The sequence below is a fragment of the Kitasatospora sp. NPDC089913 genome, from assembly GCF_044748625.1.
Taxonomy (GTDB): domain Bacteria; phylum Actinomycetota; class Actinomycetes; order Streptomycetales; family Streptomycetaceae; genus Kitasatospora.
This window is the reverse complement of record NZ_JBIVGI010000035.1, coordinates 50302-74969: the sequence shown is the minus strand read 5'-3', so window position 1 is coordinate 74969 and position 24668 is coordinate 50302. Positions and strand designations below refer to the sequence as shown.

Below are 24668 nucleotides of genomic sequence, written 5' to 3'. Positions count from 1 at the left end.
TTCGATGGCCGGGGGGTGCCCCTCGCGGGTCCGGGGGGCCCGGGCGGCCCCCCCCCCCCCCGGGGGGGGGCGGGGGGGGGGGGGGGGGGGGGCCCCCCCCCCCCCCCCCCCACCACCCGCCCCTCGCCCATCGCCCTCGCTTCAGCGGCGGGCGCGGTCCGCCAGCCAGCCCGCCATCGCCCGCACCCCGACCCCGATCGCCCGCTCGTCCGGCTCGAAGGTCTCGTAGTGCGGGTAGCTCGTCTCGATCCCGGCCCCCGGGGTGCGCACCCCGAGGAAGGTGTACGTGCCCGGGACCCGCTCCAGGAACAGCGCGAAGTCCTCCCCGTTGAACGGGAACGCGGTGCGGTTCACCGTGACCGCGCCGACGCCGAACTCGCACCGCAGCCGCCGCGCCAGCGCGTTCGCCGCGTCCGCCGGGCAGAGCAGCGCCGGGAACGGGTCGCGCGGGTACGTGACCACCGCCCCCGGGTACGTCAGCGCCAGCCGGCGGATCTCCTCCCGCACCTCGGCGTCCCGCTCCGGCGGCCAGCACCGGAACTTCGCCTCGACGACCGGGCGTCCCTCGGCGTCCGGGGCCGGCGCCACCCGCGCGCCGGTCACCAGGAACCGGGCCAGCGGTCCGTCCGGCGTCCGCACGTCCCGGACCATGGCCTCCAGGGCCGCGGGGTCCTGCGGCAGCGGCACCGTGCCGAGCGCGGTGATCGCGCCCGCCAGCCGGGCCGCCGCCGCGGCCGCGTCCGGCCCGCCGAGCGCGATGTTCACCCAGTCCTGGCCCGGGAGCCCGCTGCCCGGCGTCACGGCGAACCCGCCGACAGGGTAGGGGCCGGTGTGCAGCGCGTGGATCTCCTCGACCCCGGTCCGCTCCAGCCACCCCTGCGCGATCATCGCCCGGGCACCCACCAGGCCCTCCTCCCCCGGCTGGAAGAAGAAGACCACCGTGCCGCTCAACCGCTGCCGCAGCCGGGCCAGCGTCAGCGCCACACCCACCCCGACCGCGGTGTGGATGTCGTGCCCGCAGGCGTGCGCCGCCGGACGCCCCGGCCTGGGCGGCATGATCCCGTCGCCCGGCACCGCGTCCATGTCCGCCCGGTAGGCCACCGTCCGGCCCGGCCGCGCACCGCGCAGCACCGCGACCACGCCGTACCCGGGCGCCACCGTCCCGTCCGGCAGGGTGGCCCCGCCGACGCCGGTGGTCACCTCCAGCCCCGCCGCCCGCAGCCGCCGCGCGACCTCCCCCGAGGCGTACACCTCCGCGCCCGTGGTCTGCGGGTCGGCGTGCAGCGCCCGCCGCAGCGCGACCAGTTCACCGTCCAGCCGTGCCGCCGCGGCGTCCACCGCCGCCTGGTCGACCGGGTTCCGCCGCCCCACCGGCTCCGCCGAGGCCGCCGCCCCGGAGGCCATCACCACGGCCCCGGCCCCGGCCGCCGCCGCCCCACCGAGCACCGCCCGCCGACTCGGCCCGTAACCCGTCACGTTCTCCATCAGTCCCCCGTGATCCGATCGATGTGACAGTCAGTCAATCAGCCGACCACATACACCGGTCAAGACCCGCCAGCCCCATTGACAACACCGGACCCACACGGAACGACACCGCCCGGCCCGCTTGTGCAGCGGGCCGGGCGGCATGCGGGGACGGGACCGGATCGGCCGCCGAGCGCTCAGTAGTGGTACCGGGCCGCCAGGATGACGATCTCCCGGTCGGTGACCAGATAGACGAGGCGATGCTCGTCGTCGATCCTCCGCGACCAAGCCCCTGGCAGGTGGTACTTCAGCGGCTCGGGCTTGCCGATCCCGGTGCACGGATCGCGCAGGACGTCCTCGACGAGCTTGTTGATCCTCGCGAGCATCTTGCGATCGTTCTTGAGCCAGGATGTGTAGTCCTCCCAGCCCTGCTCTTCGAAGACGAGCCTCACTCGACACCCCGCCCGGCATCAGCCGAGTCGGGGTCGATGAGCGTGCGCTCGGAGAGCCCTGTGCCGTTCAGCGCGTTGTCGTACGCCTTGAGCAGGCGACGAGCGTTCGCCGGCGAACGCAGGAGGTACGAACCCTCCCGCAGGGCGGCGTAGTCCTCGGCGGAGACGAGTACGGCATTTCCGTGCTTGGACACGATCTCGATGGCGTCGTGGTCCTCGTTGACCTTCTTGATCAACGGAAAGAGATCCCTGCGGGCTTCGCTCGCGGTGATGGACACGGCACGTACCCCCTTCAGCGAGTGGTACCGAATACGGTACCACTCAAGGGGCTCGCCGGACGGGTCGACGGGAAGAGGGTCGGACTCCGGGGAGTCCGACCCTCTTCGATCCACGCACGTGCCAGGTCAGACGTTGAAGCGGAACTCCACGACGTCGCCGTCCTGCATGACGTACTCCTTGCCCTCGATGCGGGCCTTGCCCTTGCTGCGGGCCTCGGCGATGGAGCCGCAGGCGACCAGGTCGTCGAAGGAGATGATCTCCGCCTTGATGAAGCCCTTCTGGAAGTCGGTGTGGATCACACCGGCGGCCTCGGGGGCGGTCGCGCCCTTCTTGATGGTCCAGGCCCTGGTCTCCTTGGGGCCCGCGGTGAGGTAGCTCTGCAGGCCGAGGGTCTCGTAGCCGACCCGGCCGAGAGTGGCCATGCCGGTCTCCTCCTGGCCCATGGACTGGAGGAGCTCCAGCGCCTCGTCCTCGTCCATGCCGATCAGCTCGGACTCGATCTTGGCGTTCAGGAAGATCGCCTCGGCGGGGGCGACCAGGGCGCGCTGGGCCTCCTTGAACTCCTCGTCGACCAGCTCGTCCTCGTCGACGTTGAACACGTAGAGGAAGGGCTTGGTGGTGAGCAGGTGCAGCTCGCGCACCGAGGAGGCGTCGAAGCCCGCCTCGAAGAGGGTCTTGCCGGTCTCCAGGATCTTCTGGGCGGCCTCGGCGGCGGCCAGCGTGGCGGCCGACTCCTTCTTGAGGCGGGCCTCCTTCTGGAGCCGCGGCAGCACCTTCTCGATCGACTGGAGGTCGGCGAGGATCAGCTCGGTGTTGATGGTCTCGATGTCGTCCTTCGGCGAGACCTTGCCGTCGACGTGCACCACGTCGGGGTCGACGAAGGCCCGGATGACCTGGCAGATCGCGTCCGACTCACGGATGTTCGCCAGGAACTTGTTGCCCAGGCCCTCACCGACCGAGGCGCCGCGCACGATGCCGGCGATGTCCACGAAGTCCACGGTCGCCGGGAGGATGCGCTGCGAGCCGAAGATCTCGGCGAGCTTGTTCAGCCGGGCGTCCGGGACGCCGACGACGCCGACATTGGGCTCGATGGTGGCGAACGGGTAGTTGGCCGCCAGCACGTCGTTCTTGGTCAGGGCGTTGAACAGGGTCGACTTGCCGACGTTCGGCAGGCCGACGATTCCGATCGTGAGCGACATGAAGCGCAGTCCCGGGGCTTGGAGGAGTTGGGCCGGCCCGCTCGCCGGACCGATCCCCCAGTCTACGGGCAGCGGCTCAGGCGTCCGCCGCCGCCGGCGAGGGCTCCAGGAACTCGAGGCGGTTGCCGAGCCGGTCGCTGGAGTGGAACCTGCGGTGCCCGGGCAGGTTGTCGTCCCAGACCACCTCGTGGCCGTGGGCGGCCAGCCGCTCGGCGAGGGCGTCCAGGTCGCCGATCTGGAAACCCGGGTGCCCCTTGCGGGACGGCCGGAAGTCCGGCACCACCCCGAGGTGCACCTCCACCCCGCCGCCGCGGAACCAGCAGCCGCCGCGCGCGGCCAGCACCGGGGGCTTCGCCAGCTCCGTCATGCCGAGCACCCCGTGCCAGAAGGCGCGGCACTCGTCCTCGGCCCCCGCCGGGATGTCGAGCTGGACGTGGTGGAGCCGTTCGAAGGCGAATCCGCTGGTCATGCACTCCCCCGAGTGTGATCGGACGTCGGTCACATCAATACTCCGTCCGAAGACACGGAACAAGCCCCGACAGCCCATTACACAGTGTGGCGATGATCGGACCGTACGTTGGGCGGGTGGAGCAGAGCATCCGTACCCAGCCGCCAGGGCCCAGACGCCGACCGCCGAACGGCGCGGCCGGGGCCGCCGTCCCCGGGCCGGGCCGCGCCCCCGGAAGCACCGGCGGACCGGCCGTCCGGCCCACCGGGAAGGCGCCCGCCAAGGCCGCCGGGAAGTCGGGCGGCAAGGCCTCCGGGCGGACGGCGGGCCGGGGCCCCGATCCCGGTTCCCGGCTACGCCCCGTGTCCGGCCCGCCCGTGCTGCGGGCCCGGATGGCGGGGCGGCTGTACGGGCGGCGGCGCAGCGGACGGCCGACCCGGCTGACCGCGGTCGGCGCCGGGGTGGCCGCGCTGGCGGCGACGATCACGGTGGCCGGCCTGGACCGGCTGGTCTTCGGCGGGCTGGGGCTGCTGTTCGGGCTCGGCTATCTGCTGGTCTGCTTCCAGCTGGCGGTCCGGGTCCGGTACGCCGACCTGCTGGCCGCGCCGATCAGCGGGCCGATCGCCTTCGCCGCGGCGCTGCTGCTGTTCGGCCCGGTCACCTCCTCCGGGGTGACGGCCCAGGTGGTGGCGCTGGCGACCAACCTGGCCACCCGGGCCGGCTGGCTGTTCTCCGGCACGGGGCTGGCCGCGGCGATCGTGCTGGCCCGGTTCGTGGCCCAGCGCCGGATCCACCGCGCGCGCTGAGGGGAGGCACCGTTCCCGGTGGCCTCCCCCCGGCGCGCGTGACGGCGCGTGTGACGGCGAACGGGCTCAGCCCGCGACCCGGGCCGCCGCCATGGCCGCGCCGACGATGCCGGCGTCGTTGCGCAGCTCCGCCGGAACCACCCGGGCGCCGCGCTCGCGCAGCAGCGGCAGGAACTTCTCGTGCTTGCGGCTCACCCCGCCGCCGATCACGATCAGCTGCGGCGAGAACAGCATCTCCACCAGGTCCAGGTACTCGTCCACCCGGCCCGCCCACTGCCCCCAGCTCAGGTCGTGCCGCTCCTTGGCCGCCGAGGAGGCCCGCCGCTCGGCGTCCTTGCCGCGCAGCTCCAGGTGGCCCAGCTCGGTGTTGGGCACCAGCGTGCCGTCCACGAACAGGGCGCTGCCGATGCCGGTGCCGAAGGTCAGCACCAGCACCACGCCCTCCTGTCCCCGGCCGGCGCCGTGGGCGGTCTCGGCGAGGCCGGCCGCGTCGGCGTCGTTGAGCACGACGGCGGGCAGGTCGAGTGCCTCCCGGAACAGGCCTGCCGCGTCCAGGCCGATCCAGCCCTTGTCGACATTGGCGGCGGTCCTGGTGTGCCCGTCGACGACCACGCCGGGGAAGGTCAGGCCCACCGGCCCCCGGTGGTCGAAGTGGCGGACCACCTCGCGGACGGCGGCGACCACCGCCTCCGGCGCGGAGGGCTGCGGGGTGAGGACCTTGTGCCGCTCCTGCGCGAGCACACCCCGGCCGAGGTCGACGGGGGCACCCTTGATGCCCGATCCGCCGATGTCCACACCGAATACCGCCGTCATCCCGACCGCCCTCCGACCGAACGTTGTCCACAGGCTGTGCATGACCGTGCCTGACTGTCCACAACTTACGAGAGCCCGCCGGGCCCCGCACAGCGGAGGGCCCGGCACCCCGTCGGGTACCGGGCCCTCCCCCGGGCTCAGGTGCGTTACAGCTTGCCCGCGGCCTCGGCGCGCAGGTCGCGGCGGAGCTCCTTGGGCAGCGAGAAGGTCAGGTGCTCCTCGGCGGTCTTGACCGTGGAGACCTCGTCGTAGCCGCGGGCGGCCAGCCACTCCAGCACGCCGTCGACCAGGACCTCCGGCACCGAGGCGCCACTGGTCAGGCCGACCGTGGTGACGCCGGCCAGCCACTCCTCGCGGATCTCGTCGGCGAAGTCCACCAGGTGGGCGGCCTTGGCGCCGTACTCCAGGCCGACCTCGACCAGGCGGACGGAGTTGGAGGAGTTCTTGGAGCCGACCACGATCAGCAGGTCCGTCTCCGGGGCCATCTGCTTGACCGCCACCTGGCGGTTCTGGGTGGCGTAGCAGATGTCGTCGCTGGGCGGGCTGACCAGCAGCGGGAAGCGCTGCTTCAGCTCGCCGACGGTGGCCATGGTCTCGTCCACCGACAGGGTGGTCTGGGAGAGCCAGACCACCTTGGACTCGTCGCGCACCTGCACCTTGGCGACGTCCTCGGCGCCGTCGACCAGGTGGATCCGGTCCGGCGCCTCGCCCATGGTCCCGATGACCTCCTCGTGGCCCTCGTGGCCCACCAGCAGGATGTCGTAGCCCTCGTCGGCGAAGCGCACGGCCTCCTTGTGCACCTTGGTCACCAGCGGGCAGGTGGCGTCGACGGTGGCGAGCTTGCCGGCCCGCGCCTCGTCGTGCACCGACGGCGCGACGCCGTGGGCCGAGAAGACCACGATCGAGCCCTCGGGCACCTCCTCCGTCTCGTCGACGAAGATCGCGCCCTTCTTCTCCAGGGTCTGCACCACGTACTTGTTGTGGACGATCTGCTTGCGGACGTAGATGGGCGCCCCGTACTGCTCCAGGGCCTTCTCAACGGCGATCACGGCGCGGTCGACGCCCGCGCAGTAGCCCCGGGGGGCGGCGAGCAGGACACGGCGCTGCGCGGTGTTGGAGGACATGGCTCCATCGTACGGGCGGAGCGGAGCCGCGCCGACGGGAGTCGCGTTCCCGTCGGAACCGGTCGCGGGTGCTCAAATGTGGAAGCTATGAGCGAGCGAGCCGGGCCGGACGGGCCCGACGACGACGGACCCCGCGGCGAGCTGCGGCGCAGCCTCGGCGTCCGCGACCTGGTGGTCTACGGGCTGCTGTTCATCGCGCCGATGGCGCCGGTCGGCGTGTTCGGGGTGCTCGACGCCAAGAGCCACGGCGCGGTCGCCGCGGTCTACCTGGTGGCCACCGCGGCGATGGGCTTCACCGCGCTCTCGTACGCGCAGATGGTGCGGGCGGTGCCGCGGACCGGTTCGGTGTACGCCTACGCGCGGGCCGGGCTCGGCGAGGGGGCGGGCTTCCTGGCCGGCTGGATGGCGCTGCTGGACTACCTGCTGATCCCGGCGGTGGCCTACCTGTTCTCCGGGATCGCGCTGCACTCGCTGGTGCCGGACGTCCCGCGCTGGGTGTGGACGGCGCTCGCGGTGCTGGTGACCACGGCGCTGAACCTGGCGGGGGTGCGGACGGCGGCGGTGGTGGGCCTCGTGGTGCTGGTGGCGGAGCTCGCGGTGCTGGCGGTGTTCGTGGTCGCGGCCGTGGTGGTGCTGGTGCGGGACGGCGCGCAGCGCGGCTGGGCGACGCCGTTCACGGCGGTCGGCGGCTTCTCCGCGTCCGCCGTGCTCTCGGCGGTCTCCGTGGCGGTGCTGTCCTACCTGGGCTTCGACGCGATCGCCACCTTCGTCGAGGAGGCCGTCGGCGCCTCGGCGGCGGTGGCGCGGGCGGTGCTGTGGTGCCTGGTGCTGTCCGGTCTGCTGTTCGTGGCGCAGACCTGGCTGGCGGCGCTGCTGGAACCGCTCTCGCCGGGGCAGCTGGCGGCGGACCCGGCGGCGCAGGGGTCCGCGTTCTACGACACGGTGGAGGACTCGGTCGGGCACTGGCTGCACGTGCTGGTCGCGGCGAGCAAGGCGGTCGGCGCGGCCTTCGCCGCCCTGGCCGGGCAGGCGGCGGCCGGCCGGCTGCTCTTCGCGATGGGCCGGGACGGGCGGCTGCCGCGCTTCCTCGGCGCGGTCGACCCCGGTTCGGCGGTGCCGCGCCGGGCGCTGCTGGTGTCGGCGGCGATCACCCTGGTGGCGGCGGTCTGGGCGGCGGACCGGGACGACGGGCTGGACCGGCTGACCTCGGTGGTGGACATCGGCGCGCTCACCGCCTTCACCCTGCTGCACGCCTCGGTGGTGGGCTGGTTCGTGGTGCGGCACGGCTCGCGCGACTGGGGCCGGCACCTGGTGGTGCCGGTGCTGGGCGTGCTGGTGATCGGCGCGGTGGTGGCCGAGGCGGCCGGCTCGGCGCAGGTGGTGGGGCTGGTCTGGCTGGCGGTCGGCCTGCTGGTGGTGGCCGTCCGGAGCGGTTCAGCTGTCGGCGGGCGTCGCTAGTCTCGTACGCATGGCCAACCCCAGCTCCCCCGAAGCGCCGCTCCCGGTCGGCAAGGTCTCCGCGCTGATCGGCGGCTGGATCGACCGGCTCGGCGCGATCTGGGTGGAGGGACAGATCACCCAGCTCAGCCGGCGGCCGGGGGCGGGCGTGGTGTTCCTGACGCTGCGCGACCCGCAGGCGGACGTCTCGCTGACGGTGACGTGCTTCCGCTCCGTCTTCGACCAGGTCGCGGACGCGGTGCAGGAGGGCGCGCGGGTGATCGTGCACGCGAAGCCGGAGTGGTACGCGGCGCGCGGCCAGCTCTCGCTGCGGGCCTCGGAGATCCGGCTGGTCGGTCTGGGCGAGCTGCTGGCCCGGCTGGAGCAGCTGAAGCGGCGGCTGGCGGGCGAGGGCCTGTTCGCGGCGGACCGCAAGAAGCCGCTGCCGTTCCTGCCGCAGTGCGTCGGGCTGGTCACCGGGCGCGGCTCGGCGGCGGAGCGGGACGTCCTGGAGAACGCCCGGCGGCGCTGGCCCGCCGTCCGCTTCGAGATCCGCAACGTCCCGGTGCAGGGCGTCAGCGCGGTGGAGCGGGTGAGCGAGGCCGTCCGGGAGCTGGACGAGCACCCCGAGGTGGACGTGATCGTGGTGGCCCGGGGCGGCGGCAGCGTCGAGGACCTGCTGCCGTTCTCGGACGAGGGCCTGGTCCGGCTGGTCGCGGCCGCGCGGACGCCGGTGGTGAGCGCGATCGGGCACGAGCCGGACCAGCCGCTGCTGGACTTCGTCGCCGATCTGCGCGCCTCCACGCCCACCGATGCCGCCAAACGGGTGGTTCCGGACGTCGGGGAGGAGCTGGCGAAGGTCCGGCAGCTGCGGGACCGGGCGCGGCGGTACGTGCTGGCCCGGGTGGAGCGGGAGCGGCACGGGCTGGACGGGGTGCGCAGCCGGCCGGTGCTGGCCGCGCCGCAGCGGATGCTGGACGGGCGGGGCCAGGAGGTGGCCGGGCTGCTGGAGCGCTCCCGGCGCACCCTGAACCACCGGCTGGAGCACGCGCAGAGCGATCTCGGGCACACCCTGGCCCGGGTGGTCGCGCTCTCCCCGGCGGCCACCCTGGAGCGCGGGTACGCGGTGCTGCAGCGGCGGGACGGCACGGTGGTGACCGATCCGGCGCAGGTCGCGGCGGGCGAGGGGCTGCACGCCCGGGTGGCGGGCGGCGGCTTCGACGTCACCGCGGACGGCGGCGGACGGGAAGCGGCGGCCGGCGGCCCGGTCGACGGCAGCCCGGTCGACGGCAGCCCGGTCAACGACGGCGCGGCGGACGGCGGCGCGGCGGGCCGGTAGCGACGGGCGGGGCGCACTGTCGGTCCGGCCCCCTACGCTGGCTCCCATGGCAGACGAGGAGCAGAGCACGGCGGCAGCGGCCGTGGAGACGCCGACCGCGGACGACGCGCTGGGGTACGAGCACGCCCGGGACGCGCTGCTGGAGGTGGTCCGGCAGCTGGAGAACGGCGGCACCTCGCTGGAGGAGTCGCTGGCCCTGTGGGAGCGCGGCGAGCAGCTGGCGAAGGTGTGCCAGCGCTGGCTGGACGGCGCGCGGGCCCGGCTGGACGCCGCGCTGGCCGCCGAGGAGGGCGCTCCGCCGCAGGGGTGACGCAGGTCACGTGCGACACGGGGAACAGTTGAATGTTCACCCATGTTGGGAACGTCTGACCGGCTGCGGCCGGTCACCGCAACAAAGACGACCCCCCAGCTTCTTCCTCCCCCGAGGTGCACTGACATGACCACCGACGCCCTGGTTCTCGACGCCGCCGCCCAGGACCTGCTGTTCCGCGAGGCCCGCACGGCCAACTCCTTCACCGACGAGCCGGTCTCCGACGAGCAGATCCAGGCCATCTACGAGCTGGTCAAGTTCGGCCCGACGGCGATGAACCAGCAGCCGCTGCGCGTCGTCCTGGTGCGCTCGACCGAGGGCCGCGAGCGCCTGGTCCAGCACCTCGGCGAGGGCAACAAGGCCAAGACCGCCGCCGCCCCGCTGACCGCGATCCTCGCCGTGGACAACGAGTTCCACGAGGAGCTGCCGACCGTCTTCCCGCACTTCCCGGCCGCCAAGAGCTACTTCGCCGAGCGCCCGGTCCGCGAGGCCTCGGCCGCGATGAACGGCGCCCTGCAGGCCGGCTACTTCATCATCGGCGTGCGCGCCGCCGGCCTGGCCGCCGGCCCGATGACCGGCTACGACGCCGAGGGCATCAACAAGGAGTTCTTCACCGACGGCGAGCACTCGGTGCTGGCCGTGGTGAACATCGGCAAGCCGGGCGAGAACGCCTGGTACCCGCGCTCGCCGCGACTGGCCTACGACGAGGTCGTCACCACCGTCTGAGTCGGCACCGCCCGGGCCACCACCGCCCGGGCCGGCACCGCCCGAACCGGCACGCCCGGATCACCGCCGGCCCGGGCCCGGACGGCCGAAGGGCCCCGCACGCACCGCGTGCGGGGCCCTTCGGCGTCCCTGCCCGGCCGCCCCCGGAGCGGAGAACTCCGCTCCGGGGGCGGGAACCGGACTACTTCAGCGCCCGTGCCAGCTCCGCCAGCTCCTCGTAGGAGGCGGTGCCGGTCAGTACGGTGGTGGCGCCGCCGGTCTGCACCGTGATCGCCCGTGCCTTGGGGCCCTGCACCCGCTCCCAGGTCTGCCCGGCGATGTCCTCGGTGCCGTCCGGCTTGCCGCCGGCCACCGTCGCCTTGAGCACGTCGTCACGCGCGATGTCGCTCTGCTCCACGGCCGCGTACTGGCCCGAGGGGGTGACGAAGCCCAGGTGCCAGGCGTTGCCCTTGCCGTTGTTGGTCGCCGCCGCGTTGTACGTCACCGAGGTGGCCCGCCACTTCGGCGACAGGCCGTCCGGGACCAGCAGCGGGTACGGCGCGGCACGCTTGGCGCTGGCCGCGGCCACCCTGTAGTCGACCGGGCGCACCCCGTCGCCGTCCGCGTCGTGCGGCAGGAACAGGTACCCGACCCAGACCACGACGCCGACGGCCAGCATCGACAGGACCATGTCCCGTACGGTCTGCCGGCCCCTCATGCCCTTGCTCTCTCCAGCCACCCCCACATGGTGACTCATGCCGACACGATCGCCCGCACCCGGGGTGGCCGCGTCGGCGCGCGGAGGGCGAAAGCCGCCCCCGTCGGCCCGTGGAGGGACCCGCGCCACAGACAGTCATGTCGTGGGCAGATACGATCGCAACACCCTCACCACGGCGTTCGACCAGGCAGTAGTCGGGCGCTCACTGGCCGTCGCGTACAGAGAGGTAACGACGATGACCACGCAGTACCCGCACAACCTCCCCAGCTCCCTGGAGGTCGCGCCCGAGGCTCCCGACCGGAACCTCGCGCTCGAACTCGTCCGGGTGACCGAGGCCGCGGCGCTCGCCGCCGGCCGCTGGGTCGGCCGTGGCGACAAGAACGGCGCCGACGGCGCCGCCGTCCGGGCCATGCGCACCCTCGTCTCCACCGTCTCGATGAACGGCGTCGTCGTCATCGGCGAAGGGGAGAAGGACGAGGCTCCGATGCTCTACAACGGCGAACGGGTCGGCGACGGCACCGGCGCCGAGTGCGACGTCGCGGTGGACCCCGTCGACGGCACCACCCTCACGGCCAAGGGCATGAACAACGCGGTGGCCGTCCTGGCGGTCGCCGACCGCGGCACCATGTTCGACCCGAGCGCCGTGTTCTACATGGACAAGCTGGTCACCGGGCCGGAGGCCGCCGACTTCGTCGACATCACCGCCCCGCCCGCCGTCAACATCCGCCGGGTCGCCAAGGCCAAGGGCATCGCCGTCGAGGACGTCACCGTCGTCGTCCTGGACCGCCCGCGCCACGAGGGCCTGATCCGGGACATCCGCGAGGCCGGCGCCCGGATCAAGTACATCTCCGACGGCGACGTCGCCGGAGCCATCATGGCCGCCCGCGAAGGCACCGGCGTCGACCTGCTCATGGGCATCGGCGGCACCCCCGAGGGCATCATCGCCGCCTGCGCGATGAAGTGCATGGGCGGCGTGATCCAGGGCCGGCTCTGGCCCAAGGACGACGCCGAGCGGCAGAAGGCCGTCGACGCCGGACACGACCTCGACCGGGTGCTCAGCACCGACGACCTGGTCAGCGGCGAGAACGTGTTCTTCGTCGCCACCGGCATCACCGACGGCGAACTGCTGCGCGGTGTGCACTACCGCCAGGAGACCGCCACCACCAGCTCGCTGGTCATGCGCTCCAAGAGCGGCACCATCCGCGAGGTGCACGCCACCCACCGGCTGTCCAAGCTGCGGGCCTACAGCGCGATCGACTTCGACCGCGCCAACTGAACCACCCCGTGACCGGGCCGCCCACCGGCGGCGCGGACCACGGCGGCACCACCACGGCACCACCGCAGCACACGACGAACCCGCGGCCTCGGCGAAATCCCCCTTCGCCGAGGCCGCGGGCGTGACCGGGCGCCCGCCGGGCGGGTGCCGGTCCGGGCGCCGGAGCCCCCGGCCCGGTGCCGGGGATCACCCCGCGATCCGGCCCCTCGCCCCCGGCACCCGGACCGGCTCGCACAGCTCGACGTCCCGCCGGCGGCGGCGCGCCAGCACCACCCGGCGCTCGGCCGCCGTCAGCCCGCCCCAGACCCCGTAGGGCTCCGGCTGCGCCAACGCGTGCTCGCGGCAGGCCAGCAGCACCGGGCAGCGGGCACAGACCTGCTTCGCCTGCTCCTCGCGCGACAACCGGGCCGCGGTCGGCTCCTTGGAGGGCGCGAAGAACAGGCCCACCTCGTCCCGCCGGCAGGCCGCGGCGGTGTGCCACGGACTGTCCTCGCCCGCCGGCTGCGCCGGGGGCCGCTCCAGCAACTGCGCCGCGGCCGCGGGCGAGGCGGCGACGGACGGCCGCGCGACCGGCGACGGGGCGGCCGGCGACGGGACGGCGGACGAGGTGGTGCGGGGCTCGATCGGATGCAGCACGGCCGTACTCCTGACGAGGCTCTCGGACACGGGGAAGCTCGCTCCCCTGCCCGGCTGCGGGGTCCCCGTTCACACCCGGGCCGGCCTCAGGCCGCCTCCGGTACGCAGCCGTACAAGAAGCGATGTGCCAGAGGAACTACCCCACGGCGCCGGGATTCATGCACACTGCACGCAACCGACTACAGCGTGCACCCGACACAACGACGAGTGCCCGGCCGGGAGTTGTCCCCGGCCGGGCACCGGACCGGCCGCCGAGCGGCGGAGTCCCCCGTTCCGAATGCGCCGCGGCGGACCGCCGGACCGTTCCGTCCGGCCGCCGGGCCCGCGGGCTCAGTCGGCGCCGAGCTGCTTGCGCACCCACTCCTTGAGCTTCTTGCCCCGGCGCGGCTTGGCCTCGCAACCGCCGAACACCGCGGTGCCCTTGACCCGCACCACCGGCGCGTACGGGTCCGCCGCGGTCTGCTCCTTGACGTCGAAACCGCCGAAGATGCCGACACCGCCGCCGTGCAGGCTGACGTTCTCCGGCACCTTGATCTCCACTCCGCCGAAGATCGCCACCACGTCGATCACCACCTCGGGCGACTCGAACACGGCGTCCGTCAGGTCGATCTCGACCCCGCCGAAGATCGCCACCGCGCGCAGGTTCGACCCCACCCGCCAGCGGCCCTTGCGGGACGAGCCGCCGAAGACCGCCAGCATGGTCGGCGCCTCGTTGCGGGCCGGCAGCCGCACCGGGCCGTCCGGCCGCGGGGTCGCCGCCGGATCGCCCGACGGCGACTTCTCGAAGGAGATCCCGCGGTGCACCGGGAGGTCCCGGGTCAGCGGCACGAGGTCCCCCAGGGTCTTGGCCGCGTACGCCGCCTCGATCCGCTCGGCGTGCTCCTCGACGTCCAGCCGCCCCTCGGCGTAGGCGTCGCGCAGCAGCTCCGCCACTCGTTCGCGGTCGGCGTCCGAGGCGCGGATCTCGGCCTCCGCCACCGGGGCGTGCTCGGCTCGGGCGGGCGGCGTCGCCCCGGACTTGGTCATCGGTACGGCCCCCCGGCCCTGATCGTCCATCCGCTGGTCCTGCGGGTCCTTCGACGGCGAGTTCTCCACGGGCCCAGCCTAGTCAACCGGGCAAGCCCCTCCCCCACCGGCGGGTGACCCCGGTCACGCAGGCTGACCTTCCCTCGTGGGCGATTCCCGCGCGTCCTACCCTTGAGGGTGCTTTCGCCCTCCAGGGTGCTTCGCCGACGCAGCCGGAACACTGGCAACACTGGACATCTAAGGACCGCCCCCATGGCTCCCACGCCGGACTTCGAGTACAGCGACCTTCTTCCCCTGGGCGCTGACCCGACCCCCTACCGCAAGCTCACGTCCGAGGGTGTCTCCACCTTCGAGGCCGGCGGCCGGACCTTCCTCCAGGTCGAGCCGGAGGCCCTGCGGCTGCTCACCGCCGAGGCGATGCACGACATCTCGCACTACCTCCGGCCGGCCCACCTCGCCCAGCTGCGCCGCATCCTGGACGACCCGGAGGCCAGCCCCAACGACCGCTTCGTCGCGCTGGACCTGCTGAAGAACGTCAACATCTCGGCCGGCGGCATCCTGCCGATGTGCCAGGACACCGGCACCGCGATCGTCATGGGCAAGCGCGGCCAGAACGTGCTGACGTCCGGCGGCGACGAGTCCGCGATCGCCCGCGGCGTCTTCGACGCCTACACGAAGCTCAACCTGCGGTACTCCCAGATGGCCCCGGTGACCATGTGGGACGAGAAGAACACCGGCAACAACCTGCCGGCCCAGATCGAGCTGTACGCCACCGACGGCGACGCCTACAAGTTCCTCTTCATGGCCAAGGGCGGCGGCTCGGCCAACAAGTCGTACCTGTACCAGGAGACCAAGGCCATCCTGAACGAGGCCAGCATGCTCTCGTTCCTGGAGCAGAAGATCCGCTCGCTGGGCACCGCCGCCTGCCCGCCGTACCACCTGGCCATCGTGATCGGCGGCACCAGCGCGGAGTTCGCGCTGAAGACCGCCAAGTACGCGTCCGCGCACTACCTGGACCAGCTGCCGACCTCCGGCGACGCGAAGACCGGCCACGGCTTCCGGGACCTCGAACTGGAGGCCAAGGTCACCGAGCTGACCCAGAAGATCGGCATCGGCGCCCAGTTCGGCGGCAAGTACTTCTGCCACGACGTGCGCGTGGTCCGGCTGCCCCGCCACGGCGCCTCGCTGCCCGTCGCGATGGCCGTCTCCTGCTCCGCCGACCGCCAGGCCCTGGGCAAGATCACCGCCGAGGGCGTCTTCCTGGAGCAGCTGGAGACCGACCCGGCCAAGTACCTGCCGGACACCACCGACGACCACCTCGACGACGACGTGGTGCGGATCGACCTCGACCAGCCGATGTCCGCGATCCGCGCCGAGCTCTCCAAGTACCCGGTGAAGACCCGGCTCTCGCTCACCGGCACCCTGGTCGTCGCACGCGACATCGCGCACGCCAAGATCAAGGAGCGGCTGGACGCCGGCGAGGGCATGCCCAAGTACCTCCAGGACCACCCGGTCTACTACGCCGGCCCGGCCAAGACCCCCGAGGGCTTCGCCTCCGGCTCCTTCGGCCCCACCACGGCCGGCCGGATGGACTCCTACGTCGACCAGTTCCAGGCCGCCGGCGGCTCCATGGTCATGCTCGCCAAGGGCAACCGCTCCAAGCAGGTCACCGACGCCTGCGCCGCGCACGGCGGCTTCTACCTCGGCTCCATCGGCGGCCCGGCGGCCCGCCTCGCCCAGGACTGCATCAAGAAGGTCGAGGTCCTGGAGTACGCCGAGCTGGGCATGGAGGCGGTCTGGCGGATCGAGGTCGAGGACTTCCCGGCCTTCATCGTGGTCGACGACAAGGGCAACGACTTCTTCCGCGAGACCACCGAGGGCCCGCTGATCACCAGCCTGCGGGTCCGCTCCAAGGAGTAGCGCCCGCCGGGGGCGGGCCCGCCGGCCCCCGACGCTCCCGCCCGACCCACCGCCCCGGCCGCCGCCCGCGCCCGGGGCGGTGGCGCGTCCGCGTCCGGCTCGACATCGCGCGTCAGGCGTCAGGCATCAGGCGTCAGGCATCAGGCGTCGAAGTCGTACTCCAGGACGTAGGAAGCCGCGTCCAGGATCATCTCGTTCAGCTCGACGACCTGGCCCTCGTCGGCGAAGGCGGTCCGGCAGATGAGGATCACCGGGGTGCCGGCGGAGAGCTCCAGCCGGACGGTCTCCTCGGCGGCCGGCATCCGGGAGCGGACCTCCTCGCGGAAGTGCACCGGCTTGGCGCCGATCTCGGCCAGCCGGGCGTAGGTCCCGCCCGGGCCGGTGTCCTCACGGGTGATCGCGGTACCGGCCACGAGTCCCGCGGGCAGGTACGAGGTCGACAGCAGCACCGGTTTGCCGTCCAGGACGAAGCGCCGGTGCCGCACGCACATCGGCTCTCCCGGGTCGACGCCGAGCACCCGGGCCACGTGCTCCGGCGCGCCCCGCTCGGTGACCGACACCTGGTCGACGACCAGGGTGCGGTTGTCGATGTCGGCCGACCATATCGACCGGCCCGAGCCCCACTGGCCCTGGGCGAGCCGCTGGATCCCGCGCCGGCGCAGCGGCCGGAAGTCCCGCACGAACACCCCGGCCCCGCGGCGGGCCTCGGCGATGCCCTCGCTCTGCAGCACGCCGAGTGCCTGACGGGCGGTCATCCTGGCCACGCCGTAGACGTCCATGAGGTCGTTCTCGCCGGGCAGCCGGTCGCCCGCCCGGTACTCGCCGGCGTCGATGGCCGCCTTCAGCGTGTCGGCGATCCGTTGGTACTTGGGCTGCTTCTCGCCGCTGCTGCTGCCGACCATCGCCTTCTCCCTCGTCCCTCTCGGAAATCGTAGGCGCGCCCGCGGCCGCCAGTAAGCCGATAGGACCGGCTGGACCGTTGACATCTCTAGAGATATTAGCTTCTCTAGAGATGCTGGGTAGTCGCCGAGCAGAGCCGAACCAGAAGCCAAGCCACGACAGCGACCAGGGCCGGCCACCACCGTCGCCGCGCCCGCACCGGAGCAGCAAGGAGCAGCGCGGTGAGCATCCGAAAGCGCGCCGCCGCGGCCTACCGGCCGCGCGTGGGGGAATCCGTCCTCGACAGCAGGACCGGTCGCACCGGCATCTACATGGACACCATCGGCGGGGAGCACTACCTCCGCCCGCCCGAGGGCGGTTGCGAGTGGACCGCCCGCCCCGAACACGTCGGCCCGGCCGGTCCGGCCGGGGCCGGGAGCGCCGGCGCCGCCGACGCCGACCCCGTCGACCCGAGCAGACCCGCCGGGCGCGCCGACCCGACGGCGACCGCCCCCGCCCACGCGGCCTGACCCTTCGCCCGGCGGGGCAACCCCGGCGGCGAATTCCGGCCACCGGGTCCGCGCGCGGACCGCTCGCCGCCGTGGTGGCCGGCCCTCGGGGAGGGTCGTGCGGACATGTGCCGGCGGCAATTGCCGACATTCTCGGCAAAGGCTCCGGCGGCCGCAGCGGTACAACTCGTGAACGCGACAACACCCGGATCGACTCGTATACACATGGGCGGTTTCCGCCGGTATCAGTACCGAATTGACCCCGGGAATCCCGCCCCGCGGTGCGAGGGGCCGCCGGTGGCCCGACGCGCGAACGCCCCGCACCGCCGGTGGCGGGACGCGGGGCGCTCGGGTGGCCTGTGGGACTACGGGTGACCGGCGATGATTCCGGCGGAAGCGCCGGTGGCGGTCACGAGGTAGCCGGTGGTCACCACGATCGTCGAGACGGCGACGACCGCGAGGCGACGGAAGTGCTTCACGGATGTTCCCCCCGGAACTGCTGATCGACGCGCTTACGGGTGCGCGGCGATGATGCCCTGCGGCTCGCGCTTCTGGCCGGGCTCGGCACCGTCGGCCTTCGCGGCCTCCACGATGTACTGGCCTTCGTCGCCGAACTCGTCGTCCAGCAGGTCGGCCTTGTGGTCGGCGCTGGGCTCGGCGTACTCGGCCGGGTCCGGGGTCGCCGCGATCGCGCCCTCGACGGCCTGGCCGGCGACGGCCTCGACGGCCGGCTCGGTCGACACGGGGGTCGCGCTCTCGTTGTTGGCCATGGGCGGGCCGCCTTTCGGTCATCAAATGTCGTGTGCCCCACCGGTTCGGCGCGGGCACGGAGTCAGTATCGTAGGGTTGATTAAATGTCCGATAAACATCGTGCGGCTGACCGTGCCGTCCGGCAGAGTCGGCCCCCCGCCTAAGCTGAAGCCACCACAACGGCGGAACCGCCGAGCGCCCTACCGGGAAATCGACACCAGGCCATCGGGGGACTACATGGAGTTTCGGGAGACGCCGCCTGCTCCGGCGCTGCGCTTCCAGGTACTCGGTCCGGTCCAGGCCTGGCTCGACGGCAGGCAACTCGCCCTCGGCTCCCCGCAGCAGCAGGCCGTCCTGACCATGCTCCTGCTGCACGCCGGCCGCCCGGTCACCACCCAGGACCTCGTCGACGGGCTCTGGGGCGACCGGCCGCCCACCCAGGCCGTCGCCGCACTGCGGACCTACGTCTCCCGGCTGCGCACGGTCATCGAGCCCCGCCGCGAGGTGCGCCGGCCCGCCGAGTTCCTGGTCTCGGTCGCCGACGGCTACGCCCTGCACATCCCGGCCGAGGCCCTCGACGTCATCGTCTTCGAGAACCTCGCCGTCGAGGCCGCGACCGCCCGCGGCGCAGGGGACCTCGACAACGCCCACCAGTTGCTGGTGCGCTCGCTGGCGCTGTTCGCCGGCCGGCCGCTCACCGGTGTCCCCGGCCCGTACGCGGACTCCCAGCGGCTGCGGCTCGCCGAGCGCCAGGTCTCGGTGGCCGAGGAGCGCTGCGCGGTCGCGCTCGACATCGGCCTGCACGCCGAGGTGGTCGGCGAGCTGAACGCGCTCACCGCCGAACACCCGCTGCGCGAGCGGCTGCGCGAACTGCTGATGCTCGCGCTGTACCGCTGCGGCCGGCAGGCGGAGGCGCTCGGCGTCTACACCGACACCCGGAAGCTGCTGATCGACGAGCTGGGCGTCGAACCGGGCACCGGCCTCTCCGCGATGCACTCCCGGATCCTCGCCGCGGACCCGGCGCTGGTGCTCCCGGCAGCCCCCGCGCCGACGCCCACCGCCCGGGAGGAGAACCCGGCGCCCCCGCCGGCACCGGCCCAACTCCCGGCCGACGTCTCCGACTTCAGCGGCCGGGCGGAGATGGTGGCCGACCTGTCGGCCGTCCTGATGAGCGCCACCGGCCAGGCCGTGGTGGTCACTTCGCTGGCCGGCATCGGTGGCGTCGGCAAGACGACCCTCGCCGTGCACGTCGCCCACCGGGTCCGCACGGAGTTCCCGGACGGGCAGCTCTACGTCGACCTCCGCGGCGCGGGCGCCTCACCGGCCGACCCGGCCGTGGTGCTCGGCGACTTCCTGCACGCGCTCGGCGTCACCGAGAACCCCGACTCGCTGGAGCAGCGCGCCGCCCTCTACCGGTCGCTGCTCGCCAGCCGGCGGATGCTGATCCTGCTCGACAACGCCCAGGACGCCGAGCAGATCCGTCCGCTGATCCCCGGGGTCTCCAGTTGCGCGGTGCTCGCCACCAGCCGCTCCCGGCTGGCCGGCATCCCCGGCGCGCACCTGGTGGACGTCGAGGAGCTGACCCCGGAGGAGGCGCTGGCCCTCTTCTCCACGATCGTCGGCGAGCAGCGGATCGCCGCCGAGCCCGAGGCCGCCATGGCCGTGGTGACGGCCTGCGGCTTCCTGCCGCTGGCGGTCCGCATCGCCGCCGCCCGGCTCGCCAGCCGCCCCCGGTGGAGCGTCTCGGACCTGGCCCGTCGGTTAGCCGATCAACGGCGGCGCCTGGACGAGCTCCAGCTCGGCAACCTCGCCGTGGAGACCACCATCGGACTCGGGTACGGACAGCTGTCCCCCACCGAGGCCCGGGCCTTCCGCCTGCTCGCGCTGATCGATTCGCCCGACTTCCCGCTGGCCGCGGCCGCCGCGCTGCTGGGCACCGACGAGCGGACGGCCGAGGACGTCGCCGAGGCGCTCGTCGAGGCCAACATGCTGGAGTGCTTCACCCCGGGCCGCTACCGGTACCACGACCTGCTGCGGCTCTACGCGCAGCGCCGGAACGAACGGGCCGGCGACACGGAGCAGCAGCACGCCGCGGTGCGGCGGCTGCTGAACCTGCTGCTGCCCACCATGTACAACGCCGCCCGGGCGATCGAACCCGACGACCAGCTGCCCGAGCCGCTGAGTCCGCCGGACGGTCCCGGACTTCCCCTGCCGACCAGCGACGCCGCCCGGGAGTGGCTCCGGACCGAGAACGCCGTCCTGCTCAGCTCGGTGGAGACCGCGGTCTGCGGGCCGAGCGAGCTGCGACGGCCCGCGGTGGACCTGTTGATCCTGCTGTACAGCCTCGGTGCCGACCCCACCCAGGGGCCCCGGGTCCGCTCGATCCTGGAAGTGGCGGACCGCAACGCCCAGGCGACCGAGGACACCGCCGGACTCGCGCGGGTGCACTTCGCGATCGGCACCCTGCAGTCCGTCACCAACGACTTCCAGGGCGCGGAGCGTTCGCTGCGGCGGAGCCTGGAGTTCCAGACCAGCGGCGACATGACGGTCCTCCGTTCCGCCGCCACCAACACCCTCGGCATCATCCTGAGCATCGGCAACCGCCCCGCCGAGGCGCTGCCGTTCTTCGAGCAGGCGCTCGCGATCAGCCGGGTGGTCGGCGCGCCGATCGGCGAGGCCAGACTCATCAGCAACATCGCCCGCGTCCAGCAGCGGCTGGGGATGACCGAGGTCGCCGTCAGCTCCGCCAGTGAGGCGGTGGCGGCCGCGCGGGCCTCCAAGAACGGCCCGTGCCTGGCCGACACGCTCTACCAGCTCGGTGTCGTCCTCGCGTCCGGCGAGGCGGTCGACCATCTGCGGGAAGCGCACAAGCTGTACCAGGCCCAGCAGAACCCGCTCTGGGAGGGCTACACCCTCGCCCGGCTGTCCTCCTCCCTGCTCTCCGCCGGCCAGCAGGCCGAGGCGGCGGAGACGGCCGAGGAGTCGCTGGCGATCGGGCTGGAGATGGACTCCGCCTACTGCCAGGGCCTGGCGAACGCCGCACTGGGCGAGGCGCTGCTCGGCCTCGCCCAGCCGGCACGCGGACTGGCGTGCCTGCGCGAGGCGCACGCCGTCTTCACGCGGCTCGGTGTGCCCGAGGCCTCCCCCGTGGCGGACCTCATCTCCCAGCAGCACACCGAGCCCTTCCCTCCCCCCGCGCCGTAGGGCCCCGTTCCCCCGTACTTCCCCCCTGGGGTCCTCCCCGTGAGCGTTCGGTGCTCCCGCAGCCCCCCGGCTGCGGGAGCACCTTCAACGCTTCCCCGGCGCTGGACTCCACTGTGCACCGGACCGATTGACGTTCGATAAACGTCGGATTGTCGGCCCTCGGGCCGACGTTCTCGCAGGTCAGCGGGGTCGCATCGGCGCGCCGCGCGGCGTGCGCGCCCCGGACGCACCCCCTCCGCCCGCGCCGCGTGCTTCCGGGGAGGGGGGTCCTGTCGGCCAACCGCCACGAGTTGGCCGAAAACGGACCCCACGGCGGAGTGATCACGCATATTCTCGGATTCCAGTACACACACAAGTGCACTTCTCCGGTGGAGCATCCGGCAAAAGGCAGCGCGGCGGCGCTCCCGCAGTGCAGAGTGTCCCTGTGCAAAGAGTCTGTGCAAAGTGTCAGAGTGCAGTCAGCGTGGCAATGCAGTCAGTGTGACGCGGGGAGCGTGACGTACCGCCACCGGCAGCGGGCCGGCGGGGCAGCGCGGGCGCCGGGAGGAGACGGCGGTCCTGCCTCGCGCCTCGACCGGCCGACCGGAGGCCCGGCCGAAAGGTGCCTCTCAATCGTGACGACCGGACAGATATCGGATCCGTTCCCCATCGACGAGGACGCGGGCGGCGGTCCCGACGTCCTGCGCCGCCGGGCCGCACGCGCCCTGCAGGCGGTCGCCTTCGACACGATCGGCACCGGTTACGCGGAGGCGTTCCCCTCCAAGCACGGTCAGCTGGCCTGCGGGCGCCGGCTGCTGGCCCGGCTGGAGCCGGGTGCCCGGGTGCTGGACGTCGGCTGCGGCAGCGGCGAACCGACCGTCCGCCAGCTGGTCGCGGCCGGGACACGGGTCACCGCCGTCGACCTGTCGGACGTCATGCTGACCCTGGCCCGGGAGGCCCACCACCCCGGCCCGCACCCCCCGGCCCTGCACCGGATCGACATGTACGACCTCGCGACCGAACGCGCCGACTCGGCCTGGAACCTGCCGGAGCTCGGGCCCGCCGGGCGGGGCACCTTCGACGCCGTCACCGCGTTCTTCTCCCTGATCCTCCTCCCCCAGGACGAGATCCCGACCGTGCTGGCCCGGCTGCGCGCCCTGCTGCGTCCCGGCGGACTGCTGGCGCTGGGTATGGTCGAGGCGGACCTGGACCACGTTCCGCTGCCCTTCCTCGGGCGGGAGCTGCGGATCAGCGGGTACCTGCGGGAGGATCTCGAACGGGTCCTGCTGGACGCCGGGTTCGTGATCGAGGAGCAGGAGGGGCGTCCGTACGCGCCGGCCAGCACCACCCTGCCGCCGGAGGAGCAGCTCTTCCTCCGCTGTCGGCGGGTCGGCTGACGGCCGGTCGGCACCCGCCGGACCCCGGCGGCGCCGGCGGACCGGAGCACGACCGCACACCACAGAGCAGCAACAGGCCCCAGACCGTACCGATCCCAGGACAGGCACCCGTGCGCGACCAGCTCAAACCCGAGGCCGGACAGCCGCCTGCCCTGCCCATCCCGCGCCGACCGCCGTCACCCCCGCCACCACCGGCCCCGGCCGGCGGCCGGCAGCCGGAGCAGTTGCCCGGGCCGCCGGACCGGGTCGCCGAGCGCCTCGCCTACCTCGACTCCGCGACCCGGCGGATCAACAGCGCGCTCGACCTGGCCGCCACCCTGCGCAACGTCGGTCGGGTCCTGGTCCCCGCCCTCGCCGACGCCGCCGTCGTCCATCTGCGCGACCCGCTGCCCAACGTCGAACGCGAGCCCGGCTTCCCCGAGCAACTGCGGATCCACCACAGCCAGGGCACCCGGCTGGGCCGACGCGGCCGCCCGGCAGGCGACGACCAGCGCGACCGCTACGGGGACCGCTACGGCAGCCGGTACGGCGCGCGTTCCACCGCCGACCCCGGCCCGGCCACCCCGGTCACCCGCGGCGGCGCGCTCGCGCACACCCTGCTCAGCCGACGCCCCGCCGAACCGTTCGTGCTCGGATCCGCCGAGGACAGCGGCAGCGCCCGCACCACCGAGCTGCTGCGCGAGCTGTACGGCGCCCGGGGCCTGGCCAGGCTCAGCCCCGGCACCTCGGTGCTCGCCCTGCCGCTGCGCGGCCGCAAGGCCGTGCTCGGCCTGCTGGTGCTGATCCGGCGCCCGCAGGACAAGAGCGGCCGGCCGGGCTTCGACGCCGCCGACACCGCCACCGCCACCCACCTCGCCACCCAGGCCGGGCTGGCCGTGGACACCGCGCTGAGGTACGCCCGCGAGTGGGAGATAGCCAACGAGCTCCAGCGCAGCATGCTGCCGCTGCGCCTGCCCCAGCCGCACGGCGTCCGGCTCGCCCAGCGCTACCTGCCCGGGGAGCGCGGCGCCCAGGTCGGCGGCGACTGGTACGACGCGGTACCGCTGCCCGGCAACCGGGTGGCGCTGATCGTCGGCGACGTGATGGGCCACTCGCTCACCTCGGCCGCCATCATGGGCCAGCTGCGCACCAGCGCGCAGACCCTGGCCGCGCTCGACCTGCCGCCGCACGAGGTGCTCTACCACCTGGACGAGCAGGCCCAGCGGCTCGGCCGGGAACAGCACCTGGCGACCTGCGTCTACGCCGTCTACGACCCGATCGCCAACCGGGTGGTGCTCGCCAACGCCGGCCACGTGCCACCGGTGCTCGTCCAGCCGGACGGCACGGCCGAACTGCTCGACCTGGAGGCCGGGGCGCCGATCGGCGTCGGCGGGGTGGACTTCTCCTCCGTCGAACTGCCCGCGCCGCCGGGTTCGGCCCTGCTGCTGTTCACCGACGGTCTGGTGGAGACCCGCAGCCGGCCGCTCAGCGACGGTCTGGAACTGCTCCGCGCCCGGCTGTCGGGCACCCTGCGGCACGCACCCGAGCACCTCTGCCAGGAGGCGCTGCGGATCCTGCCGCCGGGGGACCGCGGCGACGACATCGCCCTGCTGGCCGCCTGCTTCGACGGCATCCCGGCCGGGGACGTCGCGCACTGGTACCTCCAGCCGCGCAACGAGACGCCGGGGCGGGCACGCAGGCTCGCCGCGCACACCCTGCGCCGCTGGGGGCTGGAGGAACTCACCGAGGCGACCGAGCTGATGGTCAGCGAGCTGGTCACCAACGCCGTCCAGCACGCCACCCGCCCGGTGACGCTGAGCCTGGTCCGCACCACCCGGCTGCGCTGCGAGGTCGGGGACGACAGCCCGCTGCTGCCCCGGCCGCGCCGGACCGGGCCGGAGGACGAGCGCGGACGGGGCCTGCAGATCGTGGCCCGGTGCGCCGAACGCTGGGGAGCGACCCGGCTGGGCACCGGCAAGGTGGTCTGGTTCGAGCAGCGGCTGCCGTGACGGACGGGGG

Annotated in this window: 23 protein-coding genes; 11 read left to right on the top strand and 12 right to left on the bottom strand. The window is 73.4% G+C overall.

Going from position 1 to position 24668, the window contains the following annotated elements:
• Window positions 1-141 precede the first annotated feature (141 nt).
• The 5 genes from ACIPYS_RS35390 to ACIPYS_RS35370 form a co-directional block, all read right to left on the bottom strand.
• Window positions 142-1485 (bottom strand): M20 family metallopeptidase, encoded by a 1344-nt coding sequence (locus ACIPYS_RS35390; RefSeq protein WP_400754032.1) that lies wholly within the window; start codon window positions 1483-1485, stop codon window positions 142-144.
• A gap of 176 nt (window positions 1486-1661) precedes the next feature.
• On the bottom strand, window positions 1662-1916 hold the full coding sequence (locus tag ACIPYS_RS35385) for a Txe/YoeB family addiction module toxin (RefSeq protein ID WP_400754029.1): 255 nt from the start codon (window positions 1914-1916) through the stop codon (window positions 1662-1664).
• Complete coding sequence (locus tag ACIPYS_RS35380; RefSeq protein WP_350636996.1) at window positions 1913-2194, bottom strand: type II toxin-antitoxin system prevent-host-death family antitoxin; 282 nt, start codon at window positions 2192-2194, stop codon at window positions 1913-1915. Before ACIPYS_RS35380 ends, ACIPYS_RS35385 begins: the two co-directional genes overlap by 4 nt.
• A 126-nt stretch (window positions 2195-2320) precedes the next feature.
• Window positions 2321-3394, bottom strand: a complete 1074-nt coding sequence (gene ychF / locus ACIPYS_RS35375; protein ID WP_093860706.1) for a redox-regulated ATPase YchF — start codon at window positions 3392-3394, stop codon at window positions 2321-2323.
• 76 nt (window positions 3395-3470) lie between these two features.
• Window positions 3471-3863, bottom strand: a complete 393-nt coding sequence (locus ACIPYS_RS35370) for a VOC family protein (RefSeq protein WP_093860707.1) — start codon at window positions 3861-3863, stop codon at window positions 3471-3473.
• A 116-nt stretch (window positions 3864-3979) separates the two neighbouring features.
• Between ACIPYS_RS35370 and ACIPYS_RS35365 the strand changes: the two genes are divergently transcribed.
• On the top strand, window positions 3980-4648 hold the full coding sequence (locus ACIPYS_RS35365) for a DUF6542 domain-containing protein (protein ID WP_400754024.1): 669 nt from the start codon (window positions 3980-3982) through the stop codon (window positions 4646-4648).
• A gap of 66 nt (window positions 4649-4714) precedes the next feature.
• Here the strand turns inward: ACIPYS_RS35365 and ppgK are convergent, their stop codons facing one another.
• Entirely contained in the window at window positions 4715-5461 is a 747-nt protein-coding gene (gene ppgK, locus ACIPYS_RS35360) for a polyphosphate--glucose phosphotransferase (RefSeq protein WP_400754020.1), read from the bottom strand.
• 146 nt (window positions 5462-5607) lie between these two features.
• Entirely contained in the window at window positions 5608-6585 is a 978-nt protein-coding gene (locus ACIPYS_RS35355) for a 4-hydroxy-3-methylbut-2-enyl diphosphate reductase (protein ID WP_093860710.1), read from the bottom strand.
• Window positions 6586-6672: 87 nt separating this feature from the next.
• On the opposite strand from ACIPYS_RS35355, the gene ACIPYS_RS35350 reads away from it, so the two are divergent.
• From ACIPYS_RS35350 to ACIPYS_RS35335, 4 genes are all read left to right on the top strand, one after another.
• On the top strand, window positions 6673-8043 hold the full coding sequence (locus ACIPYS_RS35350) for an APC family permease (protein WP_400754016.1): 1371 nt from the start codon (window positions 6673-6675) through the stop codon (window positions 8041-8043).
• A 10-nt stretch (window positions 8044-8053) separates the two neighbouring features.
• Window positions 8054-9361, top strand: a complete 1308-nt coding sequence (xseA, locus tag ACIPYS_RS35345; protein ID WP_400754013.1) for an exodeoxyribonuclease VII large subunit — start codon at window positions 8054-8056, stop codon at window positions 9359-9361.
• Window positions 9362-9407: 46 nt separating this feature from the next.
• Window positions 9408-9671: an exodeoxyribonuclease VII small subunit gene (locus ACIPYS_RS35340; protein WP_093860713.1), complete on the top strand. Its 264-nt coding sequence runs from the start codon at window positions 9408-9410 to the stop codon at window positions 9669-9671.
• A gap of 126 nt (window positions 9672-9797) precedes the next feature.
• Entirely contained in the window at window positions 9798-10397 is a 600-nt protein-coding gene (locus tag ACIPYS_RS35335) for a malonic semialdehyde reductase (RefSeq protein ID WP_400754009.1), read from the top strand.
• Window positions 10398-10578: 181 nt separating this feature from the next.
• Here the strand turns inward: ACIPYS_RS35335 and ACIPYS_RS35330 are convergent, their stop codons facing one another.
• Complete coding sequence (locus ACIPYS_RS35330; RefSeq protein ID WP_400754006.1) at window positions 10579-11133, bottom strand: DUF4245 domain-containing protein; 555 nt, start codon at window positions 11131-11133, stop codon at window positions 10579-10581.
• A 196-nt stretch (window positions 11134-11329) separates the two neighbouring features.
• Between ACIPYS_RS35330 and glpX the strand changes: the two genes are divergently transcribed.
• Window positions 11330-12370 (top strand): class II fructose-bisphosphatase, encoded by a 1041-nt coding sequence (gene glpX, locus ACIPYS_RS35325; protein WP_093860716.1) that lies wholly within the window; start codon window positions 11330-11332, stop codon window positions 12368-12370.
• 186 nt (window positions 12371-12556) lie between these two features.
• Here glpX and ACIPYS_RS35320 read toward each other — a convergent pair whose 3' ends face one another.
• Together ACIPYS_RS35320 and ACIPYS_RS35315 are read right to left on the bottom strand one after the other, a co-directional pair.
• Window positions 12557-12895 carry a WhiB family transcriptional regulator gene (locus tag ACIPYS_RS35320; RefSeq protein WP_093864922.1) on the bottom strand — a complete coding sequence of 113 codons (339 nt, stop codon included), beginning with the start codon at window positions 12893-12895 and terminating at the stop codon, window positions 12557-12559.
• A 441-nt stretch (window positions 12896-13336) separates the two neighbouring features.
• Window positions 13337-14032, bottom strand: a complete 696-nt coding sequence (locus ACIPYS_RS35315) for a DUF1707 domain-containing protein (protein WP_231978779.1) — start codon at window positions 14030-14032, stop codon at window positions 13337-13339.
• Window positions 14033-14284: 252 nt separating this feature from the next.
• Here ACIPYS_RS35315 and ACIPYS_RS35310 point away from each other — a divergent pair, with 252 nt between their 5' ends.
• Entirely contained in the window at window positions 14285-15952 is a 1668-nt protein-coding gene (locus ACIPYS_RS35310) for a fumarate hydratase (protein ID WP_400754003.1), read from the top strand.
• 140 nt (window positions 15953-16092) lie between these two features.
• On the opposite strand, the gene ACIPYS_RS35305 is transcribed toward ACIPYS_RS35310, so the two are convergent.
• Window positions 16093-16854 (bottom strand): GntR family transcriptional regulator, encoded by a 762-nt coding sequence (locus ACIPYS_RS35305; RefSeq protein WP_093860718.1) that lies wholly within the window; start codon window positions 16852-16854, stop codon window positions 16093-16095.
• 219 nt (window positions 16855-17073) lie between these two features.
• Between ACIPYS_RS35305 and ACIPYS_RS35300 the strand changes: the two genes are divergently transcribed.
• On the top strand, window positions 17074-17361 hold the full coding sequence (locus ACIPYS_RS35300) for a hypothetical protein (RefSeq protein WP_093860719.1): 288 nt from the start codon (window positions 17074-17076) through the stop codon (window positions 17359-17361).
• 491 nt (window positions 17362-17852) lie between these two features.
• Here ACIPYS_RS35300 and ACIPYS_RS35295 read toward each other — a convergent pair whose 3' ends face one another.
• Window positions 17853-18110, bottom strand: coding sequence for a hypothetical protein (locus tag ACIPYS_RS35295; RefSeq protein ID WP_159424906.1), 258 nt, complete (start codon window positions 18108-18110; stop codon window positions 17853-17855).
• Between the two features lie 217 nt (window positions 18111-18327).
• Here ACIPYS_RS35295 and ACIPYS_RS35290 point away from each other — a divergent pair, with 217 nt between their 5' ends.
• From ACIPYS_RS35290 to ACIPYS_RS35280, 3 genes are all read left to right on the top strand, one after another.
• The gene (locus tag ACIPYS_RS35290; protein WP_400753998.1) at window positions 18328-21294 is read left to right on the top strand and encodes an AfsR/SARP family transcriptional regulator; all 2967 of its coding nucleotides are present in this window, start codon (window positions 18328-18330) and stop codon (window positions 21292-21294) included.
• 647 nt (window positions 21295-21941) lie between these two features.
• The gene (locus tag ACIPYS_RS35285; RefSeq protein WP_400754034.1) at window positions 21942-22670 is read left to right on the top strand and encodes a class I SAM-dependent methyltransferase; all 729 of its coding nucleotides are present in this window, start codon (window positions 21942-21944) and stop codon (window positions 22668-22670) included.
• Between the two features lie 110 nt (window positions 22671-22780).
• Window positions 22781-24658, top strand: coding sequence for a SpoIIE family protein phosphatase (locus ACIPYS_RS35280; RefSeq protein WP_093860721.1), 1878 nt, complete (start codon window positions 22781-22783; stop codon window positions 24656-24658).
• Window positions 24659-24668: the final 10 nt, after the last annotated feature.

What these genes read in the sequence shown, in the direction of transcription:
- ACIPYS_RS35390 (WP_400754032.1), bottom strand. Translation starts at nt 1,485, where the DNA reads ATGGAGAACGTGACGGGTTACGGGCCGAGTCGGCGGGCGGTGCTCGGT.
- ychF (WP_093860706.1), bottom strand. Translation starts at nt 3,394, where the DNA reads ATGTCGCTCACGATCGGAATCGTCGGCCTGCCGAACGTCGGCAAGTCG.
- ACIPYS_RS35370 (WP_093860707.1), bottom strand. Translation starts at nt 3,863, where the DNA reads ATGACCAGCGGATTCGCCTTCGAACGGCTCCACCACGTCCAGCTCGAC.
- ppgK (WP_400754020.1), bottom strand. Translation starts at nt 5,461, where the DNA reads ATGACGGCGGTATTCGGTGTGGACATCGGCGGATCGGGCATCAAGGGT.
- ACIPYS_RS35355 (WP_093860710.1), bottom strand. Translation starts at nt 6,585, where the DNA reads ATGTCCTCCAACACCGCGCAGCGCCGTGTCCTGCTCGCCGCCCCCCGG.
- ACIPYS_RS35350 (WP_400754016.1), top strand. Translation starts at nt 6,673, where the DNA reads ATGAGCGAGCGAGCCGGGCCGGACGGGCCCGACGACGACGGACCCCGC.
- xseA (WP_400754013.1), top strand. Translation starts at nt 8,054, where the DNA reads ATGGCCAACCCCAGCTCCCCCGAAGCGCCGCTCCCGGTCGGCAAGGTC.
- ACIPYS_RS35340 (WP_093860713.1), top strand. Translation starts at nt 9,408, where the DNA reads ATGGCAGACGAGGAGCAGAGCACGGCGGCAGCGGCCGTGGAGACGCCG.
- ACIPYS_RS35335 (WP_400754009.1), top strand. Translation starts at nt 9,798, where the DNA reads ATGACCACCGACGCCCTGGTTCTCGACGCCGCCGCCCAGGACCTGCTG.
- ACIPYS_RS35330 (WP_400754006.1), bottom strand. Translation starts at nt 11,133, where the DNA reads ATGAGTCACCATGTGGGGGTGGCTGGAGAGAGCAAGGGCATGAGGGGC.
- glpX (WP_093860716.1), top strand. Translation starts at nt 11,330, where the DNA reads ATGACCACGCAGTACCCGCACAACCTCCCCAGCTCCCTGGAGGTCGCG.
- ACIPYS_RS35315 (WP_231978779.1), bottom strand. Translation starts at nt 14,032, where the DNA reads ATGACCAAGTCCGGGGCGACGCCGCCCGCCCGAGCCGAGCACGCCCCG.
- ACIPYS_RS35310 (WP_400754003.1), top strand. Translation starts at nt 14,285, where the DNA reads ATGGCTCCCACGCCGGACTTCGAGTACAGCGACCTTCTTCCCCTGGGC.
- ACIPYS_RS35305 (WP_093860718.1), bottom strand. Translation starts at nt 16,854, where the DNA reads ATGGTCGGCAGCAGCAGCGGCGAGAAGCAGCCCAAGTACCAACGGATC.
- ACIPYS_RS35295 (WP_159424906.1), bottom strand. Translation starts at nt 18,110, where the DNA reads ATGGCCAACAACGAGAGCGCGACCCCCGTGTCGACCGAGCCGGCCGTC.
- ACIPYS_RS35290 (WP_400753998.1), top strand. Translation starts at nt 18,328, where the DNA reads ATGGAGTTTCGGGAGACGCCGCCTGCTCCGGCGCTGCGCTTCCAGGTA.